The organism is Cytobacillus sp. FSL R7-0680, from assembly GCF_038009245.1.
In the GTDB taxonomy this organism is placed as follows: domain Bacteria; phylum Bacillota; class Bacilli; order Bacillales; family Cytobacillaceae; genus Cytobacillus; species Cytobacillus kochii.
In genome coordinates this window covers 1,858,735-1,876,648 of the sequence record NZ_JBBPAO010000001.1, presented here as the reverse complement: position 1 = coordinate 1,876,648, position 17,914 = coordinate 1,858,735, and the positions used below count along the sequence as shown (strand labels likewise).

The 17,914-nt window shown below is 35.0% G+C and carries 17 protein-coding genes and 1 riboswitch; of the genes, 15 read left to right on the top strand and 2 right to left on the bottom strand.

Annotated elements, in window-relative coordinates:
- The 7 genes from ccsB (at position 1) to MKY26_RS09255 (ending at position 7,993) form a co-directional block, all read left to right on the top strand.
- The gene (gene ccsB / locus MKY26_RS09285) at positions 1-1,188 is read left to right on the top strand and encodes a c-type cytochrome biogenesis protein CcsB (protein WP_095372716.1); all 1,188 of its coding nucleotides are present in this window, start codon (positions 1-3) and stop codon (positions 1,186-1,188) included.
- A 122-nt stretch (positions 1,189-1,310) separates the two neighbouring features.
- A complete protein-coding gene (locus MKY26_RS09280) occupies positions 1,311-2,027 on the top strand; it encodes a response regulator transcription factor (RefSeq protein ID WP_095372717.1) in 717 nt (238 codons plus the stop codon).
- The gene (locus tag MKY26_RS09275; RefSeq protein WP_307313015.1) at positions 2,024-3,799 is read left to right on the top strand and encodes an ATP-binding protein; all 1,776 of its coding nucleotides are present in this window, start codon (positions 2,024-2,026) and stop codon (positions 3,797-3,799) included. Before MKY26_RS09280 ends, MKY26_RS09275 begins: the two co-directional genes overlap by 4 nt.
- Positions 3,800-4,205: 406 nt before the next feature.
- Positions 4,206-4,757 (top strand): RNA polymerase sigma factor SigX, encoded by a 552-nt coding sequence (sigX, locus tag MKY26_RS09270; protein WP_095372719.1) that lies wholly within the window; start codon positions 4,206-4,208, stop codon positions 4,755-4,757.
- Positions 4,732-6,030, top strand: a complete 1,299-nt coding sequence (locus tag MKY26_RS09265) for a hypothetical protein (RefSeq protein ID WP_341096129.1) — start codon at positions 4,732-4,734, stop codon at positions 6,028-6,030. The genes sigX and MKY26_RS09265 overlap by 26 nt, the downstream gene beginning before the upstream one ends.
- 297 nt (positions 6,031-6,327) lie before the next feature.
- Positions 6,328-6,975: a peptidoglycan DD-metalloendopeptidase family protein gene (locus tag MKY26_RS09260; RefSeq protein ID WP_370873268.1), complete on the top strand. Its 648-nt coding sequence runs from the start codon at positions 6,328-6,330 to the stop codon at positions 6,973-6,975.
- A 205-nt stretch (positions 6,976-7,180) separates the two neighbouring features.
- Positions 7,181-7,993 (top strand): histidinol-phosphatase, encoded by an 813-nt coding sequence (locus MKY26_RS09255; RefSeq protein WP_095372722.1) that lies wholly within the window; start codon positions 7,181-7,183, stop codon positions 7,991-7,993.
- Between the two features lie 150 nt (positions 7,994-8,143).
- Here MKY26_RS09255 and serA read toward each other — a convergent pair whose 3' ends face one another.
- A complete protein-coding gene (gene serA, locus MKY26_RS09250) occupies positions 8,144-9,718 on the bottom strand; it encodes a phosphoglycerate dehydrogenase (RefSeq protein WP_095372723.1) in 1,575 nt (524 codons plus the stop codon).
- A gap of 262 nt (positions 9,719-9,980) precedes the next feature.
- Positions 9,981-10,146, top strand: a riboswitch (FMN riboswitch).
- A gap of 158 nt (positions 10,147-10,304) precedes the next feature.
- On the opposite strand from serA, the gene MKY26_RS09245 reads away from it, so the two are divergent.
- Positions 10,305-10,889: an ECF transporter S component gene (locus MKY26_RS09245; protein WP_095372724.1), complete on the top strand. Its 585-nt coding sequence runs from the start codon at positions 10,305-10,307 to the stop codon at positions 10,887-10,889.
- A 302-nt stretch (positions 10,890-11,191) separates the two neighbouring features.
- On the opposite strand, the gene MKY26_RS09240 is transcribed toward MKY26_RS09245, so the two are convergent.
- Entirely contained in the window at positions 11,192-11,440 is a 249-nt protein-coding gene (locus MKY26_RS09240; RefSeq protein WP_095372725.1) for a ferredoxin, read from the bottom strand.
- Positions 11,441-11,752: 312 nt separating this feature from the next.
- Between MKY26_RS09240 and MKY26_RS09235 the strand changes: the two genes are divergently transcribed.
- The 7 genes from MKY26_RS09235 (at position 11,753) to MKY26_RS09205 (ending at position 17,881) form a co-directional block, all read left to right on the top strand.
- A complete protein-coding gene (locus MKY26_RS09235; RefSeq protein WP_322909562.1) occupies positions 11,753-12,808 on the top strand; it encodes a helix-turn-helix domain-containing protein in 1,056 nt (351 codons plus the stop codon).
- Positions 12,808-14,310 carry a RecQ family ATP-dependent DNA helicase gene (locus MKY26_RS09230; protein ID WP_322909561.1) on the top strand — a complete coding sequence of 501 codons (1,503 nt, stop codon included), beginning with the start codon at positions 12,808-12,810 and terminating at the stop codon, positions 14,308-14,310. Before MKY26_RS09235 ends, MKY26_RS09230 begins: the two co-directional genes overlap by 1 nt.
- Positions 14,300-14,890, top strand: coding sequence for a CPBP family intramembrane glutamic endopeptidase (locus tag MKY26_RS09225; RefSeq protein WP_095372727.1), 591 nt, complete (start codon positions 14,300-14,302; stop codon positions 14,888-14,890). Before MKY26_RS09230 ends, MKY26_RS09225 begins: the two co-directional genes overlap by 11 nt.
- The gene (locus MKY26_RS09220; protein WP_095372728.1) at positions 14,887-15,612 is read left to right on the top strand and encodes a LysM peptidoglycan-binding domain-containing protein; all 726 of its coding nucleotides are present in this window, start codon (positions 14,887-14,889) and stop codon (positions 15,610-15,612) included. Before MKY26_RS09225 ends, MKY26_RS09220 begins: the two co-directional genes overlap by 4 nt.
- A 62-nt stretch (positions 15,613-15,674) precedes the next feature.
- Positions 15,675-16,133: a YpbF family protein gene (locus MKY26_RS09215; protein ID WP_095372729.1), complete on the top strand. Its 459-nt coding sequence runs from the start codon at positions 15,675-15,677 to the stop codon at positions 16,131-16,133.
- A gap of 312 nt (positions 16,134-16,445) precedes the next feature.
- Positions 16,446-17,267, top strand: a complete 822-nt coding sequence (locus MKY26_RS09210) for a metallophosphoesterase (RefSeq protein ID WP_341096087.1) — start codon at positions 16,446-16,448, stop codon at positions 17,265-17,267.
- A gap of 35 nt (positions 17,268-17,302) precedes the next feature.
- Complete coding sequence (locus MKY26_RS09205) at positions 17,303-17,881, top strand: adaptor protein MecA (protein WP_095372731.1); 579 nt, start codon at positions 17,303-17,305, stop codon at positions 17,879-17,881.
- The last annotated feature ends 33 nt before the right edge of the window (positions 17,882-17,914 follow it).

Below are 17,914 nucleotides of genomic sequence, written 5' to 3'. Positions count from 1 at the left end.
ATGGTTGCATTAAGTGGAAATTTATTATTTATCGCCTTTTTGCTCTATTTAGTAGGCACGGCTTTTTTTGCCGGTTCGATTAAGGACAAGAAAGCAAGAGAAAAAGATCATGGACCAAATAAGTGGGCAAAAATAGGTGTTACGATAGCGATTGCCGGATTTATATGTCAAGTAGGTTATTTTATTACAAGATGGATAGCAGCTGGACATGCACCAGTAAGTAATTTATTTGAGTTTACAACATTCTTTGGCATGTGTTTAGTTGGGGCGTTTATTGTCATTTATTTTGTTTATAAGCTTCCTGCCCTTGGGTTATTTACATTACCAGTGGCACTTCTCCTTATTGGTTATGCTGCCATGTTCCCAAGGGACATTACACCATTGGTCCCATCTCTTCAAAGTAATTGGCTTCATATCCATGTAACAACAGCAGCGTTAGGACAAGCGATTTTAGCGATTAGCTTTGTTGCTGGCTTAATCTATTTAATCAAAGCAGTGGATCATACGAAAAAAACAAAAGAGGCAATCTGGTTAGAAGTTGTTCTCTTTGGAGTTGTCTGTACACTAGGTTTTATTATCATTTCTTCCGTATTTGGGGCAACAGGCTATAAGTCAGAGTTTCATTGGGTTGATAATAATAATGTAGAAGAAACGTTAGAATATCACTTACCTGCTCTCGTTGGGCCTCATGAAGGTGAACATTTAACGCCGGATAAATTTAGCCCATTGGTGGAGACTCCTGGTATCATTAATGCCAAAAAGTTAAATACTGTTTTATGGTCATTGTTTACAGGAGCAATTCTCTATTTGCTATTTAGGTTATTTGTTAGAAAACGAATGACGCTAGCCTTGCAACCACTAACGAAGAGAGTAAATTTAGATTTAGTCGATGAAGTAGGTTACCGATCTGTCCTAATTGGTTTTCCGGTGTTTACATTAGGAGCGTTAATTTTTGCCATGATATGGGCACAGATCGCTTGGTCGCGATTTTGGGGCTGGGATCCTAAAGAAGTGTGGGCATTAATTACTTGGTTATTCTATGCAGCATACCTCCACCTCAGATTATCAAAAGGTTGGCATGGTAAAAAATCTGCTTGGCTCGGTGTAATTGGGTTTATTATTATCATGTTTAACTTAATTGTTGTCAACTTAGTTATTGCCGGGTTGCATTCCTATGCAGGATCGTGAAAATTTTGCTAAAATAGAATTGAGCATTAAGGTAGTGCTAGATTTTATGCCTTCACTTCACATGTAGTGGAGTGAAGGCTTTTTTCTATGAAAATAATCTTCATTCTAAAGGAGTGCTATAAATGGATAATGAAGTAAAAGTTTTAGTTGTTGATGATGAAGAGAGAATTCGCCGATTATTAAAAATGTATTTAGAGAGAGAAGACTATGTTATTGAAGAAGCAGAAGATGGTGACGAGGCACTAGATAAAGCCCTAACAAATGAATATGATGTCATTCTTTTAGATCTAATGATGCCAGGTAAAGATGGGATAGAAGTTTGTAAAGAAATAAGAGAAAAGAAAACAACACCAATCATTATGCTTACGGCAAAAGGTGAGGAAGTAAATCGCGTCCAAGGATTTGAAGTAGGTACAGATGATTATATCGTCAAGCCCTTTAGTCCTAGAGAAGTGGTTTTAAGAGTGAAGGCATTGCTAAGAAGGTCGTCTAAATCTTCTTACGTCCCACCAGAAACAACTGCTAAAGATATCATTGTCTTTCCTTATTTAACAATAGACAATGATGCTCACCGTGTATTAGCAGATGGTAAAGAAGTCAGCTTGACTCCTAAAGAATATGAGCTGCTTTACTTTTTGGCTAAAGCACCAGATAAAGTATTTGATCGTGAACAGTTACTAAAAGAAGTATGGCATTATGAATTCTTTGGTGACTTGCGTACAGTAGACACACATGTAAAAAGGTTGCGAGAAAAATTAAACAAAGTATCAGAGCAAGCCGCTAGAATGATTGTTACTGTTTGGGGAGTGGGTTATAAGTTTGAGGTTGTAAATGAATGAGGTTATGGCATAGTGTTGTAGGGAAACTATGGGCAACTTTTCTTATACTGGTCTCCTTTGTCTTATTTATTTTAACGGTTATGTTGCTGCAATTCTTTGAGAATTATCATATTGATCAAACAGAAAAGGGATTGAAGGCAACTGCCAATAAAATAGCAATGATCTTGGAAAAACATGATCGTGAAATAGGACTGGAAATTGCTTGGGAGCTAGTGGATGAAGTGACAAAAGTAATTATTATTGCTGATGATCAAGTGTACTATTCTCCCAATGAAAGTCAAACATTCGAGTTGCCACTATCCTATTTACATGGTGACCCAGATTTAAAAGCTGTTTTTACAAAAAATGAATCAGTTACTAAGGTGTCTTCTTATTTAACAAATGGTGGAGAAGGAAATATAGATAATCCTGATATACTGATTAGCGGGGTCCCACTTCCGCCTTCAAATGAAAGTGATGGTGCAGTATTTATATATCAATCTTTGGAGGTTATGCAAGAAACAACAGAGTCAACAACTAAGTTTACTTTATTAGCCGCTGGGGTAGCGATTATTTTAACAACTATTTTTGCCTTCTTCTTGTCAACGAGGATTACTGCACCACTTAGAAAAATGAAAGAAGCCGTCACAGCAGCATCACGAGGGAATTTTGATACAAAAGTACCTTATCTTTCTAAAGATGAAATAGGTGATTTAGCGATTACCTTTAATCGGATGGGCCGGCAGTTGAAATATAATATTGATGCTTTAAGTCAAGAGAAAGAACAATTATCTAGTATTTTAAGCAGTATGGCAGATGGTGTATTCACCTTTAGTAAAGATGGTGAAATTGTGATAACAAATCCACCCGCAGACCGTTTTCTGCGTAATTGGTCCTATGAACGTGAAGATGGTCTCACTAATAGTGTACCTGCTTATGTAATGGAGTTGTTCCAAACAGCTGTAAATACAGAAAGTGAAAGTATAGGTGAAGTAAATATTCAAGGGCGAACGTGGGTAATGATTATTAGTCCTTTATATAATGAAACCTATATTCGGGGTGCTGTTGCAGTTATCCGTGATATGACAGAGGAACGACAACTTGATAAATTACGCAAAGATTTTATCGCCAACGTCTCTCATGAATTACGGACACCAATTGCTTTAATGCAAGGGTATAGTGAAGCAATTGTCGATGACATCGCTGGTACTGAGGATGAAAAGAAAGAAATGGCTAAAGTTATTTATGATGAATCGTTAAGAATGAGTAGACTTGTGAATGAACTACTAGATATCGCAAGGATGGAAGCTGGCCATATTCAGCTTATTCGTGAAGCTGTAGAAGTAAAATCATTTATTCTAAAAGTTACTAGAAAGTTTCAAAGACTGGCGGCTGAAAAGAAAATTATATTAGCTGAGTCATTGGAAGATAAAGGGGTTTGGGCAAGCTTTGATCCTGATCGGATGGAGCAAGTCTTGACCAATCTGATAGATAATGCTATTAGACATACTCCTGAAGGTGGACAAGTCACTGTCGTTCAACGTAGTAACGAAAAAGGGCTAATGATAGAGGTTGTTGATTCTGGATCTGGAATTCCAGAAGAAGATTTGCCATTTGTATTTGAAAGGTTTTATAAAGCAGATAAAGCACGAACAAGAGGAAGATCTGGAACAGGGCTTGGCCTCGCAATTGCCAAAAATATTGTCGATACCCATAAAGGTCAAATCACTGTTCAGAGTAAAATTGGACATGGTACGACATTTTCCATCTTTCTTCCGAAAAGTCATGAATAGTCAGCGCTATTCTTGACGAATTCTCTTGATTCATAAGGAACATTCCAATCATAAAAATGAAATATAGTAACTGCGATTCAAAAAAACCGGACATGAACTCCTAATTAAGAGTGCGTGTTCGGTTTTTTTATTCCTGTTTACGTATGAATGTCAATACCACATGGGATTAATATAAGGCCTTCTTTTGAATTTTATCTCTAACAAGTATAAAAGAGCTGGATATGTGATGATTCAGACAATCGATGTGCATTTGGCAAACCATTCATGTCAGAAAACAGAAGCGAAATAAGCAAAAAGAGATTTCCTAAAGAAACCCTTCCATTTTAATTTCATTAATACTATAGTTAGAGTGTAACTTTTTTAATTCTAATAACGACTATTATTTATGAACGGGGAGGGGAAGTTATTGGACTCCGTTTTCGATGAATTATATACAAAATACCATCAGGATGTATTTCAATTCTTATTCTATATGGTGAGAGATCGAGAGCTGGCAGAAGATCTTATGCAAGAAGTATATATAAGAGTTTTGAAGTCATATGATAAATTCGAAGGCAAGAGTAGTGAAAAAACATGGCTATTCTCAATTGCAAGGAATGTGGCCATTGATTCATTTAGAAAACAAAAAGGCTGGAAACAAAAAATAATTGAAAAATTTGATTGGTCAAAGCAACAGATTAAAGATGAACACCCTATGCCAGAGGAAGTAGTTATGCAGAGTCAGGAAATCCAAATGATATATCGGTGCATGGAGAAGTGTTCAGTGGACCAACGAACGGTTATTATAATGAGATATATTCAAGAACTATCCATTGCTGAGACGGCAGCAACTCTAGGCTGGACGGAAAGTAAAGTGAAAACTACGCAACACAGAGCATTAAAGGCTCTGAAGAAAAACATGTCTGACATGTGGGAAAAGGAGGGGTTAAATAGTGAAAAAACAAGATTGGAAAGATGATCACATCGAAGAACTATTGAAACAACTTCCTAAAATTACTAACCACATAAGTAAGCAAGATATGTATCAACAAATGATGATATTTAAAGTGCAGAAGAAAAGAAAAAGGTGGTTAACCCCATCTGTAGCTTCTGCAGTTGCTGTTTTATTGTTATGTATTCTCGTTCCGACCATGATCAATTTTCAAGATTCAGCCGGAAGTAATATAGATGATAGCGAGCAAGAGAATCAATTGGCATCGAATGCGACTCAACAAAAGGAAGTAAACGATGAGATAACAAATGACGAGAGTAATCATACGCAAGAAAATACGGAAGACATAGTAAAGGATGAAGAAGTAACTCCGCAAGAAGATATAGATCAGACGGATGAAATTTATGCTCAAAATGACCAGTCAGAAGAGGCCAATGCCAATGATAATAATGAGCAACCAGTGACACAGCAAATTGAACCAACTGCAGTCTATGCGGAAGATATTAAAGATCAAGAGGAAGTTTTAACTTATTCTATACCGGATCATAATGTTCAAAATTTTATTCCCATTAGTGTGATGGTAAATAAAGAAGCAGATCTTTCTAAAATGGAATTATTCATTAATCATATGTCAGATTTAAAAGAAGCTGAATGGGGGTTAGGGGAGCTAAACCCATTTAATGCGGACTTTCATTATGATACTTCAAATCAAGTGCTTGCAGTTGATTTTCCTGCTGCAACAAATATTTCATCAAGCAGTCAATCAGAAGCAATAAAAGAAATATTAACGGATATGATGGCTGATTTTAATATAGAGAAAATCGATTTATTAACAGATGGTGAACAAGGGCTAGAGATGGGAAATGAAGGCTTTACAGAAGAAATAGATCAAGTTGATACGTCTAATAAATCTGCTTACTATTTTTACTATCCTAACGAAGAATGGACAACGCCTTTCCTTGTTCCGTTTAGAGAAAAAATAAACTCAGTGACAGATGCTTTTGCAGCAATGAAAAAAGGGATTGAAACTTATAACCTGAAAGCTTCTATACCTAATGACATAGACTTTGAAACGGAAGTCGTTTCCGATGAACAATTATTAATTACTTTTGAAGATGATGCCGATATAAAGAATGATGAGGAAACTTTATATACGATTGAAGCGATTCTATTAACAGCCAAGGAATTTGAATATAATGAGGTTAAGTTGGAAAATACCGAAATTGATCAAATTGGTCGGTTTGATTTAGAAAAAGAAATTCAAGTGCCGGTAGCACCTAATAAAAGGGATTTACCATAAGAAAGAATAAAGAGTTGGTAATTATGACTGTAAAAGTCTAATATTACCAACTTTTTTGCGTTTTTGACAAAGGTAATATTGAAAAAAGTAAAACACTCATAACTATAATTTTAAAATAAGGTGCTACATTAAAAAAAGAAAAATTTATTTTTATATACATATTTTTAAAAAACTCGTACATAGTAATGGATGTGTTTTTTGGCAGGATTTGTCGTAATCATAGAGTAATTAATTTGTCTATATAATATAACCGCTATAGGAGGCAAAGTTTTGAAGTATAAAGTAAGCCGTTTATTCATGTTCGGAAGTATATGTTTTCTTTTTTTAATATTCAGTAGTGAAAAAAATGCTTTAGCAGACTCTTGGCCAGAAAAAACAAAAAATTGGGTATGGCCAGTAGAAGGGGTCATCACAGATACATATGGAACTAGAGGAGGACATCATAAAGGGATTGATATTGCTGCAGAGATAGGTACACCTATTCACTCAGTGGATAGTGGAGTAGTTACAAGATCATATTACTCTGATACATATGGTAATGTTGTGTTTATACAGCATCATAACGATACAGAAACCATTTATGCTCATTTGAAAAAGCGTTTAGTATTTGAAGGTGAAGTGATTTCAGCAGGCGATACAATAGGAGAGATGGGGAATACCGGTGATTCCTCAGGGGTTCATTTGCATTTTGAAGTTCACGCAAACGAATGGACCTTTTCTAAGGAGAATGCGCTTGATCCTTTTTTAGTATTTAATCACGATGAGGATACGATACTTGTTTCAGGAAAAATGAACGGACCTCATATGGATACGTATGAAGTGAAAACAGGAGATACGTTATGGTCGATTAGTGAAAGGTATAATGTGACGGTAGCAGAATTGGTAAATAAGAATGGATTGCGGACAGAAAACATATATCCTAATCAAATATTACAGGTTCCCTAAATTGAAAGGAATACATACAAGGTACGTACATGTAATATGAAAATAAATGAAAAGGTTGTATTTTTTTAAAAAATCGCATCTTTTTTCAATCAAAATAATTTGACGCCATTTAAGTATTGATTATTCTAAAAAAATAGTTAAATCTCATTGTCCATGCCTCTTTTAAGGCGTATAATTGTTACATACAATTGAGGAGGCAGGCAAAATGTTAACGGATTATCATAATCATTTAGAGAACGGTACACTTACATTAGACTATTTAGAACAATTTACAAACGCGGCTAATAATAAAAATATTGGTTCATTTGGTATTTCTGAACATGCTTATCACTTTTACCAAACGGCAGATATTCTGCAAAATAAATGGGTAAATGAAAGACGATATTATGATATGAAGGATTATGTATCATTATTTCACCAAGCATGGAATAAAGAAATAGATGTAAAAATGTCCATTGAAATGGATTATACACCTGGAAAGCATAAGGAAATGGAGAAATTCATTCAATCATATGATTTTGATTATGTGATTGGCTCTGTCCATTGGGTAGGTGACTTTGGCATAGATTTAGCTGAGTACAAAAAGGAATGGGAACGACGCGATCTTTATGATGTATATCGTAAATATTATGATCAGATAGTTACTTTGGCTCAATCTAATCTATTTGATATTGTCGGCCATATTGACTTAGTGAAGATTTTTAAGTATGTTCCTCAGGATGAAGAGTTTCTATTAGAACAATATGAAAGAGCAACTGATGCTTTAGCACAATCAAAAACATGCGTGGAAATTAGTAGTGCTGGTTTAAGAAAACCTGTGGGTGAGCTATATCCAGATCCAAGATTATTACGAAAATGTTTTGAGAAGAATATACCAATCGTTCTATCGTCTGATGCTCATTTTCCCGAGCATGTTGGTGCAGACTTTGATCAATCGCTTGCATTAGCAAAAGAAATTGGATATTCATCCATCATGACTTTTTCAAAAGGTGAACGTAAAGAATACCCTTTAGGCTAGGAATAATGATGAATAGTGCTCAATTTAAAAAAGTCATTCATAAAATGAACAGGTTCTAATTGGAATCTGTTTGTGTTGTGAATGACTTTTACTTTTATCCTAAATATAAAAAAGAGTGGTCGACTGAGGGCCACTCTCTACAAAAAGGAATTATAAAATAATAGGATTAATAGAAACAATCTCATCTAAGTTGTTCAATAAGGAAAGCTCTTTGTCACTTAGTGGTTTGTCAAAAGCTAGCACCATAATCGCTTCTCCACCTGCTTGTTTACGACCTACTTGCATTGTGGCAATATTAATATGGTGATCGCCAAGGACTTGACCTACGTGGCCAATAACACCAGGTCTGTCCATATGTTGAATATAAAGAAGGTTACCTTCTGGTAAGAAGTCAATATTAAACCCGTTTAAATAGACAATTCTTGGCCCATAATGATCAATAAAGGTTCCTCTAACTGTAAATGCATTTTCTTCTCCTTTTGCTGTGACCGAAATGCAGTTGTCATAGCCAAATGCATCGGTGGAAATCTTTTCTCCAACAGTGATACCACGCTCTTTTGCAGTGAGTAATGCATTAACCTCATTCACGTTAACGTCAATTCTACCTTTGAAGAAACCGGACAGCATTGCTTTTGTTAAGTATGCAGTTTCTAAATCTGTCACTGAACCAGAGTAAGTAATAGAGAGTTCATGTACCCCTTCTTTAACACATTGAGTTAAAATATTTCCGATTTGTTTAGAGATTTGGTAAAAAGGTTGTATTTTTTCATAAATGTCTTTGGAGATAGCTGGTAAGTTAATTGAATTAGATACTGGATTTCCTTCAAAGTAAGTCCGAACTTCTTGAGCAACTTGTGTTGCTACATTTAATTGTGCTTCTTTTGTTGACGCACCTAAATGTGGCGTTACAATGACATTTTCATATTTCAAAAGTGGGTGTTCACCAGGTGGTTCAGTTTCAAATACGTCTAATGCAACTCCTCCAACATGTCCATTAGCCACATATTTAGCTAAATCTTGCTCATCAATGATACCACCACGGGCACAGTTAAGTAAGCGAACGCCTTTTTTTGTTTTTTTCAATGCCTCTTCATTGATAATCCCTCTTGTTTCAGGTGTAAGTGGAGTATGAACCGTAATAATATCAGATCTTTGCAGTATTTCATCTAATGTACTAGATTCTACACCGAGTTTTGCTGCACGTTCTTTCGTTAAAAAGGGATCGAATACTAACACACTCATACCAAATACTTTTGCTCGCTTGGCGATTTCACTCCCGATTCTTCCCATACCAACAATACCAAGACTTTTACCGAATAGTTCAGTACCTACATACTGATTTCTTTTCCATTCCAAATTCTTAACTGAGCTATGTGCTTGAGGAATATTTCTCATAAGGGAGGCCATCATAGCAAAAGTATGCTCTGCCGTAGAAATTGTGTTTCCGTCTGGTGCATTTATGACGATAATGCCTCTTTTAGTTGCTGCTGGAACATCAATATTATCGACACCCACACCTGCTCTTGCAATAATTTTTAACTTTGGCATCTCCGCCATTAATTCATCCGTTACTTTCGTGGCACTCCGTACTAACAAAGCCTCAATAGTTGATAAATCAACCTCGGGATCGTCGGTTTTCTTTTGAATAATTTCAGCATTTGTGTCGTTAAGTAAAGGGTATAAGCCTTCTTCACTAATGGCATCAGCCACTAATATTTGATACATGTATGAACCCTCCTAAGTTGGTTACTTAATTATCTGATTATTTTACAAGACGAATATTATTCTGTCAATTGGATTTATTGTTTGTGTTTAAAATGGAAACGCTTTAATGTAGTAAAATAAAACGATCTTCGTGGAAAGAAAATTTTATCTCCTGAAGACAAATGTGCATAATGAAAGGAATGTTTTTAATTCGAGATATTTACTATTTTAGGCTTCACAAATGAATTATTTTTCAGTATAATGAAGTTGTCAAATAAATATGGTCTATCTTCGGGGCAGGGTGAAATTCCCGACCGGCGGTGATAAGTATTTATACTTTAAGCCCGCGAGCCTAAAAGTGGAGTGCAATTAGCACGAAGCGTTTGTATTGGGCAGGATTTGGTGAGAATCCAAAGCCGACAGTAAAGTCTGGATGGGAGAAGATGGAGGTTCTGCTAACGTTCAAAGTATACACTACAAGAACGTTTATTAAGAATGTCTTTGTTCAATTCTCCCTCAAGTTTACTTGAGGGTTTTGTTATGCAAAGACGCTTATTTGCTGAACCTTTCTTCTATAGGAGAGATAGCCTAAAAGGAGAGAGGAAAATTGAAGAAGTTAAATGTCAAAGCTTTTGTTGCAATCGGTATGTTGAGTAGTATCGCGTATATTCTTATGTTGTTAAACTTTCCATTACCACCGTTTCCGAACTTTTTGATGATTGACTTTAGTGATATCCCTGCTTTAGTGGCTGCGTTAATATTTGGTCCGATTGCGGGAATACTGGTCGAATTGTTTAAAAATGTGTTGGATTATTTTATGACGGGAAGTGCTACTGGTGTACCTGTTGGTCATATTGCTAACTTTGTAGCAGGTTTATTATTTATTTTGCCAACCTATTATGTTTATACAAAGATGAAATCCAAAAAAGGTATGACAATAGGATTAATCATTGGCACAAGTGTAATGGCTGTATCCATGAGTTTGCTTAATTATTTCGTCTTTTTACCTGCCTATACAATGTTTTTAAATATGCCCGCTATGTCAGGACCAGAAATGCGTTCAACTGCAGTCATGTTTATTCTACCTTTTAACTTTATTAAAGGAATTTTAATGGCATCGGTATTTATGCTTGTATTTGCTAAGATGAGTAATTGGATTAATAAACAAAGATCGCTAAATACGATTGCTTAATTTATAAAGGAGGCATCTAACTTTGAAAAGTTAGATGCCTTTTAATATATAATTTTATGCCGCTTAAGTAGAATTGTCACTCTTATCCATCATATTACATCATTCGTAAAAGCACCAATGAACTCATATGCAATCCTCGATAACTACTATTTTAATTCCAACTGGATAATTGATGAAGGGAACGATTTTTATTCGAATGAGTATACGAGTATGTGATTCCCTGTAGCTCATAGAAAAAACGAGCAAATCCCTAAAATAGGATTTACTCGTTTTCTTTTTTTACAATTAGATTTCTTTTTGTTCTATTCGTATTTTAACGGATCACCATCAAAGGCATCGTCTGCGACTTTTATTGAGTCAGTTGGACAGCCTTCAAATGCATCCATCATATCTTCTATAAGAACATCGGGAATTTCAACAATTCCTTCATTATCATCTAGTGTTACAAATGCGATGCCCTCATCATCGTAATCATAAATGTCTGGAGCTGCCGCACCACATGCGCCACAAGCAATACATGTTTCTTTGTCAACAATTGTATACTTCGCCATGGAATAACCTCCTATTTAAAATCTTTTTCATGTTAAAGCACGAAAATATCTGCCGAAACACTTACCACATGTTCTATTGTAAATCTGTCTTGTAAACATTTCAATAAAAATCTACCATCTAGAATAGTCTATGGTGGGACTTTTCATCTTGTTCATGATGAAAAATTGACTGATATTATCACGTATATAACGGTTTCATGATACAATGAAATTCAACAAAAAAAATTAAAATAATGTCGAAAAAGTCTGCAAATTCACCACGGAAATGCTATTCTAAAAACTAATTAGTCAATGAATAAAGGGGAGAGAAATGTGAGCGTTATTCAGAAATTGGTCTTATTTTGTCTAAAATCAATTGAGAATCAGAGAACTGCTTATGCCATTTTACATTTGCTTAATGGCAAAAAGTCATCTCAAACAATACAAGATGCTCATTTATTTCACTTGAAGCAATACTTTCATGTGTTACCCCATTTGGCAAGAGAGGAATTTAATCAAATATTAGATCATCTTTTAGAGGAGAAATATGTCACTTGTCTTGGTGAGGGGTCTTATCGAATGACGGAAAAAGGGGATATGTATCTCCAAGAGTTTGCTGAACCAATCATACCTAGCTATCTCAATGGCTGGTCATATAACCGGATGGACAAACTTTTTTGGGAGCGCCTTTCTCTTATGGTTCAAGTAATTTCTAACCTAGTCGCATATAACGGAAGGTATCTCCCTATTCAAAATAATAAACCTGATCTTGATTGGTTAAAGAACTTTATTCAAAGGAATAGAATCAATCGCCATGAGTTGGCAACACAACTGTTTAAGGAGTTACAACAAATTTTAACGAATAAAAAAATTGACCCTCTTATTCTCATTCTAAGGTTAACAGGAAGTAATCGAATTGGCTTAACACAGCAGCAGGCAGCCGAACAGTTGCAAATGTCAATGTTAACCTATCAGTTACATTTTACAAATGTGATTCACATGATATTAACTGAAGTAAAAGAAAATAACACCTCTTATCCGTTACTCGAGCAAATATTAGAGACAAAAGAGACAAATGAGTGGTTACAGCTAACACAATCAACAAGAAAAACAGCTATCTATTTAAATCAAGGATACGATATTGAGGATATTATTAAAATAAGAAAATTAAAACAAGGAACAATTGAAGATCATATTGTGGAATTGGCCATTGTTGATTCGTCTTTTAATATAGATGTATATGTTCCACCAGAAGTACAAAGAAACATTATAAAAACTTCAACGAACGGAATAAAGCAGCTAAAATATATCCGTCAATCAGTTCCTGAAGCAAGCTATTTTCAGATACGGCTTGTACTAGCTAAACATAAAAGTGCGGTGAGCGTATAATGAAACAATTACTGAGAGAAAAATTTGGTTATACGTCTTTTAGAGATGGACAAGAAGAAACAATAAAAGCGGTAGTGGCCGGTAAGCATACGTTAGCCATGCTCCCAACTGGTTCTGGGAAGTCTTTATGTTATCAACTTCCAACATTTATGCTCCCAGGCACAACTTTAATTATTTCTCCACTTCTTTCCTTAATGCAGGATCAGGTAGACCAATTACTATTGATTGGGGAAAAACGGGCTATCGCATTTAATTCTTTTTTAAATTACCAAAAAAAAATGTATGCACTTAAAAATTTGCACCAGTATAAGTTTATTTTTACTTCACCTGAAATGCTGCAATCAAAATTATTCATGGAGAGATTGAGTGAGCTTCATATTACATTACTTGTTGTCGATGAAGCTCATTGTATTTCTCAATGGGGACATGATTTCAGACCGGACTATTTAGCTATTGGCTCTGTAATGAAGGAGTTAGGACATCCGCCTATATTGGCGTTAACGGCTACGGCAACTGATAAGGTGAAACAGGATATTAAACAATCTTTAAACATGCAAAACAGTATTGATATTCTTTATTCAGTTGACCGACCAAATATCTCTTTACATGTTGAGAAAGTTGAAAGCTATCAAGAGAAAATCGATGTGTTAATTAAGAGGGTAAGAGCTTTACATGGTCCAGGTATTATTTATTTTTCTAGTAAAAAAACGGCAGAAGTTTGTGCACAATCATTAAAAGAGAATGGGATAAAAAGAGTGAGCATCTATCATGGCGGATTGAATCATGAAGAAAGAATACTTATTCAGCAACAATACATTCATAACCAACTCGATGTGATATGTGCAACAAGTGCATTTGGCATGGGGATTAATAAAGAAAATATTCGTTATGTTATTCATTTTCATATGCCAATGAATATGGAATCATATTTACAGGAAATTGGTAGAGCTGGGAGAGATGGCAAGCCTAGTCTTGCTTTACTGTTATATGCACCTTTTGATGAACAGCTGCCGATGCAGTTGGTAGAATCAGAACTAATTAATGATAGTCAAATGGAGAATTTAAAACGTTTTTTTTTAACAGATTCCCTAAGGTGGTGGGAGTTAGAAAAATACGAAGAGGATTTAACAGTAATTGCTAATCTTAGTGAAACATCTATGCGAATATTAAAGGATTTTCATCGTAATGCTATCCTTGATCATAAGGAGGCAAGTTCCTTAGATGAACTAAAGGTGATTATGAATAAACAATTCCAGCTTAAATTAGGAGCCATTCAAACTGTTTATCAATATATTCATAGTTCCACATGTAGGCGAGAAAAAATCTTACACTATTTTGGTGAAGAGCCGACATTAAATATAGGAGAATGCTGCGATCATTGTAATGGTAGCAACTACCCTGATCTGCAAACTGAAGAGCTAGGGATAATGCCTTTATATGAAAATTGGGAAGAGATCCTACAAGACATTTTATTAAGTGAGACATCCAAAAATGAAGAGTAAATATGAAGAAACCATTCGTTTGTTATCTGATAAAGAATTAAGATTTCATTTATATTTAACACAAGTGTTATTACTTTTCATTGCATTGGTTATTGGCCTATTTCTCTTTCATTCATGGGATTCTTTTTTTGCGCTATTTCAATGGGATGGACCATCTATTGCGATTGGTATATTATCAGGATTAGTCATTGTCATGCTTGATATAATAGGGATGCGGGTCCTACCTCCCTCCTATTATAATGATGGTGGGGTAAATATAAGGATATTCAGCTCACTATCACCAGCCCATATCGTAGTAATTACGTTAATTATTGCCTTTAGTGAGGAAGTGTTATTTAGAGGTGTGCTGCAAACTCACTTTGGGTTGATAGTGACTAGTTTAATCTTTGCTCTTGTCCATTATCGTTATTTATTTCAATGGTTCTTATTTTTAAATGTCGTTTTATTGAGTTTCTTCATTGGTTGGATATATGAATTAACTGGTAATTTGTTAGCGACAATTATTATGCACTTTATTATTGATTGTTTATTGGGGTTATATATATATAAAAGTCAAAGAGCAGGAAGGGAAGATAGATGAATAGAGAGGCATCATATCGGGAGAAGGCAAAGAGAGATCGCCAAAGATTACAAAAAGTAAATGTTAGTGAAGAGTTGTCAATGGCGGAGATCAGCAGTACTAAAGAAAAACAAACAGTGGATAAAAAGTTGGACTACCCACTCATTCGTTTACTTGCAGCATTTTTTATTATGGTACCAATAGTGGCTTTGTCTGTTTATTATCTTGTTCCTATGCTAGCTGATCAGTCTTCAACTTCAGCAGAAAAAGAAGATTTTGAAACTGTTGGTATATCAAATAGCAGTAATAATGGGTCATCACAAAATGTTGCAGCCGCCCCTGATGATAAGGAAGAAGATAAGGAAGAACAAGAAAAGGAGAAAGCAGCTGAAGAGGCAAAATTAAAAGAACAAGAAGAAGCTGAACGAAAAAAACAAGAGGAAGCAGAGAAGAAAGCAAAAGAAGAAGCAGCCAAAAAAGAAAAGGAAGAGGCTGAAAAGAAAGCACGAGAAGAAGCTGTACAAAAAGAGAAGGAATTAGCAGAACAAAAGGCGAAAGAAGAGGAAGCAAAAAAACAAGCAACAAAAGTTGTTCAGCATACGGTTCAATCACAAGAAACAATGTATAGAATCGCTATGAATTATTATAAGTCACCTGATGGGATTGCAAAAATTAAGGCTGCTAATAATTTGCCATCTGAGGAAATTTACGTTGGCCAAGTATTAAGGATTCCCCTCGACTAGTCATGAATCCACTCCTCCAATCATATAATGTGGGCAAGCATAGCTATGACTGGGGGGATTTTATGGAAACAGCAATTAATCAACTAGATGAAAGAACAGACCAAGCAACGAGACAAATGCTTCAAAAAGTAGTTGAAAGAAAAGCGAAATATGATCACTTGAAAGAGTGGCATTTGGTTATTATGTGGCTAGTTGTATTTCTATCATTTGCTTATGTGATTTTTGTGTATTATCAATTTTATTTACCTTATTCCTATTCATTTGCTTCTGTTTTTTCTGTTTATATTAATCATCCATTCAATTTATACAGTATGGTAACGTTGATTGGCTTTTATGGATATATGGTCCTGTTACAACAGAAGCGTGATAAAGCGGAAAAAGAATATCATGCACTTAGATGCGAGATCATCGATAAGAGTAAGGACTTGTGGAAAAAAGAGGATGAGTGGAAAAATAGACATCATGTCTTTAATATGATGAAAAAAAATTATGATATTAATCTGTTTCATGAGAACAAATAATCATAGTTCAAAGCCATAGGGAGTAAAGACATTTAAACCTATCTCATACGAATGAAGAAGCAGAGAAATGAAGAGGAACTGCTGACTAAAACCTACCCCAGTTTGCGATTGCATGACATGAATCATTTGAAAATCTAAGAACTTACAGAACAACTAACGGTGATTCAAGTCATCATAGCGACAATCGGGCAAGTTCACATGAAATATAAGGTTTGTAGAAGCGAAATAAATGATATTTAGGTTGTTCGTTTATAGAGCATCCTTTTTTTATTGACTAACTTAAATTTTAGTACATATAGATGAGGTGGAGTCATGTATATTATTTTAGCAAGTGCATTACTGTTTATTTCCGTTGGGGTCGTCGTTTATATGTATAAGGAAGCACATAAAGATACAATTGAAGTGAGAAAGGTTGCCATACAAGGTTTCCCAGAGAGTCTTGCAGGATTGAACATTTTTTTTATTTCTGATATCCATCGTAGAGAGCTATCAGGAAAGTTGATTCAAGCTGTTAAAGATAGAAAGGTGGATATCGTTTGCATAGGCGGTGATTTAACAGAAAAGGGAGTACCTTTGGCAAGGACGAAACGGAATATAGAAAACCTTGTTTCTATTGCTCCGACTTATTTTGTATGGGGGAATAATGATTATGAAGTGGATTTTCATGAGCTAGATGCATTGCTATTAGATCTCGGAGTGAAAATTCTTGATAATTCAGCAGTCAGTTTTGAAGGCTCAGATGGTAAACGTATCGTGTTACTTGGAACAGATGATTTTAGTAGGGAAAGAGACCAGATTGATCTTGCAATTGAGGATGCTGGGAATGGCTGTCGTATTCTCATGAGCCATGACCCTGGTATTGTTGACTATTTATTACCAGAATATCAAATTTCGTTTATGATGTCAGGACATACCCATGGTGGGCAAATCCGTATCTTAAACTGGGGACCTTATGAAAAAGGTGGGATGAAATATAAGAACGGTATACCTTATTTTGTAAGTAATGGTTATGGGACAACAGCCTTGCCTTTAAGGCTAGGCGCACCTGCACAAACACATATTCTTTCTTTATATCCAAGTTTAGAAGGAAATGTTAAGGACGACTCACCAACTAAAGTATATACCATACACTAATCACAAGAGTCGGTTCTGGGCAGGGGGCAGAAGAAATGCAATTGGAGCGTTTGAATGATAATAAAATTAAAATTTTGCTTACTTTAGATGATTTGTTTGAGAGAGGCTTGTCAAAGGAAGATATTTGGAAGGACTCTTTAAAATGGCATCAGCTTTTTCAAGATATGCTTGAGGAAGCAAGTGAAGAATTTGACCTTGATATATATGGCACAATCAGTATCGAGATTTTTTCAATGCAAATACAAGGAATGGTTATGATTGTAACGATACAAGAAGAAGTAGAAGAAGAATGGCTTAAGGATGGAATCATTGATTTTCAAGTAGATGTAGACAAACAAGATTATATTTTATATGAATTTCATGATTTTGAGAATATTATTTCATTAAGTCACCGGAAAATATGGAAAGAAGAAGTGGTAAATTCATTATATGTGTATAACGGACTTTATTATGTATTGATTGAAGGCAATAGAAAACAAGCGGAAGAAAAACTGATTTCAATTTTAGCTGAATATGGTACCGTTTCTTTTGTTAGTTTATATATTATTAAAGAATACGGAAAAGAATTAATTAGAGACCATGCATTAGAAAAGATCGAACACTATTTTAAATAATGGTACATTCAAGCAAATAGGATTTAAGTGATC